This window comes from Mesorhizobium sp. M7A.F.Ca.CA.003.01.2.1 (genome assembly GCF_003998945.1).
Classification (GTDB): domain Bacteria; phylum Pseudomonadota; class Alphaproteobacteria; order Rhizobiales; family Rhizobiaceae; genus Mesorhizobium; species Mesorhizobium ciceri.
This window is the reverse complement of sequence record NZ_RZRA01000515.1, coordinates 1-3,996: the sequence shown is the minus strand read 5'-3', so window position 1 is coordinate 3,996 and position 3,996 is coordinate 1. Positions and strand designations below refer to the sequence as shown.

The following is a 3,996-nucleotide window of genomic DNA, read 5'->3' as shown; positions in this document are numbered from 1 at the left end:
CGCTGCGATTGCAGCTCCGGATCGCGTGACAGGATCAGCCTGGCATCGTCGCGGGCGGCCTCCAGAAGGTCGGCATGCGCCTCGATGCGAGCCACCTGGAAGCCCGGCGTGCCCGACTGGCGGGTGCCCAGCAATTCGCCTTCGCCGCGCAGCTTCAGGTCCTCCTCGGCGATCAGGAACCCATCCTCGGTCTCGCGCATCACCGACAGCCGGCGTTTTGCGGTCTCGCCGAGCGGGTCCTTGTAGAGCAGCACGCATGAGGAGGGCTTGTCACCGCGTCCGACCCGGCCGCGCAGCTGGTGCAACTGGGCCAGGCCGAAGCGCTCTGCATGCTCGATGACCATGACGGTGGCGTCCGGCACATCGACGCCGACCTCGATGACGGTGGTGGCGATCAGGATGCGTGTCTCGCCCTGCTTGAAGGCGCGCATCGCCTCGTCCTTCTCGGCACCCTTCATGCGGCCGTGAACGAGACCGATGCGATCGCCGAACAATGGTTTCAGCGAGGCGAAGCGGTCTTCGGCCGACATCAGTTTGATCTCTTCGGATTCCTCGACCAGCGGACAGATCCAGTAGATCTTCTGGCCGCCGGCGACGGCGTCCACCATGCGGGCGACCAGTTCGTCGAGCCGCTCGAGCGGCAGCGTAACGGTACGGATCGGCTGGCGGCCGGCCGGTTTTTCCGTCAGTTTCGACACGTCCATGTCACCGAAAGCGGTCAGCACCAGGGTGCGCGGGATAGGAGTGGCCGTCATCACCAACATGTCTGGCGCGTCGCCCTTGGCGGTGATGGCAAGCCGCTGATGGACGCCGAAACGATGCTGCTCGTCGATGACGGCGAAGACGAGGTCTTTGAAGGTGACGGTCTCCTGGAACAGCGCGTGGGTGCCGACGACGATGTCGATCTCGCCGGTTGCCAGGCCGACCAGCGTATCCGCGCGTTCGCGGCCCTTCTCGCGACCGGTGAGGATGGCGATGCGAAGCCCTACCTTGGCGGCAAGCGGCGTGATGGTCGCAAGATGCTGGCGCGCCAGGATTTCGGTCGGTGCCATCAAGGCTGCCTGGCCGCCGGCCTCGACGGCACGCGCCATGGCCAGCAGCGCGACGACAGTCTTGCCGGAACCGACATCGCCCTGCAGAAGCCGCAGCATGCGCTCTGGGTCGGCGAGGTCGGCATTGATTTCGGCCAGCGCAAACTCCTGGCTTGATGTCAGCGAATAGGACAGTGCGGCCCGCAGTTTTTCGACGATGCGGCCGTCGCCGACCAGGGGTCGCCCGGACAGCCTGCGGACTTTCGCTCGCACCAGCGCCAGCGAGACCTGGCCCGCCAGCAACTCGTCATAGGCGAGCCGCCGCCAGGCGGCACCATCGATGGAGACGTCAATCGGGTCGGCCGGATTGTGGATGCGGGCAAGCGCATCGCCAAAGGCCGCAAAGGTGTGCCGCCGCATGAAGGCGCCGTCCTGCCATTCGGGAAATTCAGGCACGCGCGTCAGCGCCTGGCCGATCGCCCGGCGCAGCACCTTGCCCGAGAGCCCGGCTGTCAGAGGATAGACCGGTTCGACCAGCGGCAGGTTTTCCGCTTCGCTGGCCAGCGCAATATGGTCGGGGTGGACCATGCTCGGGCGGCCGTTGAACCATTCCATGCGGCCCGAGACCACGACATGCTCGCCCTCGGGCATCGCCTTTTCGAGATAGGAGGCGTGAGCATGGAAGAAGGTCAGCGCGATCTCTCCGGTATCGTCATGGGCGAAGACCCGGTAGGGCACCGACCTGTTGCCACGCGGTGGCGGCTGGTGGCGGTCGATGCGCACATCGAGCGTGACGATCTGGCCTTCCGCGGATCCCGCGATACCAGGCCGACTGCGCCGGTCGATGACGGTGTGCGGCAGCACGAACAGAAGATCGCCGGCACGCGCCGCGCGGTCGCCGAGATCGGCCGGAACAACCTTCTCGATCAGCGCGCCGACTTTCGGTCCGACGCCTGCAAGCGACGTAATCGGGACAAACAAGGGATCGAGGATGGTCGGGCGCATGATGTCAGCTTATGTTGCGACGGCGGCAGCGCAAGGCTGACAGCCCCTTCTATCCACGCTATATGCGCCGCAGCAAGCAAGGATGCGGTACGATGACCGGAACGACGAGATCAAGCGAGGGGCTGGACGTGCGCCGCCGCAAGCTTCTGTTTCGCTCCTGGCATCGCGGCATGCGCGAGATGGACCTGATCCTCGGCACTTTCGCCGACGCTGAGATCGGCGTCTTGACCAACGAGGAAATCGACCAATATGAGAGGCTCCTCGACATTCCCGATACCGAATTCCTGCCCATGGTCACCGGCGAACGCCCGGTTCCGGCCGATATCGATTGTGCCGTCCTGCGAAAGATCCTGGCTTTCCGCCGCTCTCTGACATTCTGAACACAAGCAATTCCAGGAAAAGTAACGAAGCGGTTTTCCGTTCGGAATTGCGATGAAACAAGACCGTGATTTCATGAGCCTCATTCCCACCATCGGTCTGCCGAAAGGCCGCGCCGGTCAGTTCATCGTCGATGGCGTCGCCGACGGCTACGAAGCCTTTGCGCTGGTGCAGGCGGCGCTCGAGATCGCGCCCGACAAGCCGGTTCTGTTCGTCGCGCGCGACGGTCAGCGCCTGCCGGCGATCATCGAGGCATTGTCCTTCGCGGCCCCCGGCCTGCCGGTGCTGGAACTGCCGGCCTGGGATTGCTTGCCCTACGACCGCGTCTCGCCCGGCTCCGATGCGGCCGCCAAGCGCCTCGATGCGCTGACCGCCATGATCGCTCTGGCGAAGAAGCCGCACCGCGCCGTCATCCTCACCACCGCCAATGCGCTGCTGCAGCGCATTCCGCCGTCCGAGTTGGTCGAGGCGCAGACTTTTCATGCCAGGCCCGGCAACCAGATCGACATGAACGCACTGGTCTCGCGGCTGGAAACGTCCGGTTTCGAGCGTGTGCCGACAGTGCGCGGCATCGGCGAGTTCGCGGTGCGCGGCGGCATTCTCGACCTGTTCGCCCCCGGCTGGACCGAGGCGCTCAGGCTCGATTTCTTCGGCGACACGCTGGAATCGATCCGTGTGTTCGACGCCGCCACGCAGCGCACCACCGGTCAACGCAAGTCGATGGCGCTGCAAGCGATGAGCGAAGTGGCGCTGACGCCGGAAACCATCAGCCGCTTCCGCCGCTCCTATATCGAAGCCTTCGGCGCACCGCAGCGCGACGACGGGCTCTATGCGGCGGTCAGCGAAGGGCGTCGCTTCGCTGGCATGGAGCACTGGCTGCCGTTCTTTTACGAACGGCTGGAGACGGTGTTCGACTATCTGCCTGACACGCCCGTCATCTTCGACCATCTGGCGCATGAGGCGCTGGCCGAGCGCCACACGCTGATCCTCGATCACTACGAGGCGCGCAGGAAGCAGGCCGATGGCGCGCTGAAGGATGCGGTGCCCTATAAGCCAGTCGCGCCGGACCTGCTCTATCTCTCCCCGGAAAACCTGATCACCTCGCTCGGGCCGCGCGAAGCGATCGACTTTACGCCATTCGACGCGCCCGACATTGGCGCCAAGAAGGTCTATCACGCCGGTTCGCGCCACGGCCGCAGCTTCGTCGAGGAGCGCGCCGATCCGAACGCCAACGTGTTCGATGTCGTCGTCAAACACATCGCCGATGAGCGCGCGGCGCGCCGCCGCGTCGTCATCGCCGGCTGGACCGAAGGCTCGCTCGACCGGCTTGGCCAGATCCTCGCCGAACACCATCTCGGCAACCTCAAGCAGGTCGTGACGCTGGCGGAAGCCGAAAAGCTCGAGCCGGGGCAGGCGGCCCTGGCCGTGCTGCCGCTCGAATCCGGCTTCGAGACCGAAAAACTGGTCGTCGTCGCCGAACAGGACATTTTGGGCGACCGGCTGATCCGGCGCTCGAAACGCAAGAAACGTCCCTCGGATTTCATTGCCGAGGCCTCGGCGCTGTCGGCCGGCGACATTGTCG

The 3,996-nt window shown here is 65.2% G+C and carries 2 protein-coding genes and 1 pseudogene; 2 read left to right on the top strand and 1 reads right to left on the bottom strand.

Annotated features, from left to right (window positions below; translation table 11 throughout):
* Positions 1-2,036, bottom strand: a 2,036-nt coding sequence (gene recG, locus EN969_RS20095; protein ID WP_127419331.1) for an ATP-dependent DNA helicase RecG, incomplete at its 3' end; no start/stop codon positions are given.
* 92 nt (positions 2,037-2,128) lie between these two features.
* Here recG and EN969_RS20090 point away from each other — a divergent pair.
* Positions 2,129-2,416, top strand: coding sequence for a succinate dehydrogenase assembly factor 2 (locus EN969_RS20090; RefSeq protein WP_013531907.1), 288 nt, complete (start codon positions 2,129-2,131; stop codon positions 2,414-2,416).
* 73 nt (positions 2,417-2,489) lie between these two features.
* A pseudogene (locus EN969_RS20085) lies at positions 2,490-3,996 on the top strand (transcription-repair coupling factor); the annotation flags it as partial.

Bases quoted from the DNA above. Each gene is read 5' to 3' on its own strand.
- EN969_RS20090 (WP_013531907.1), top strand. From the start codon at position 2,129: ATGACCGGAACGACGAGATCAAGCGAGGGGCTGGACGTGCGCCGCCGC.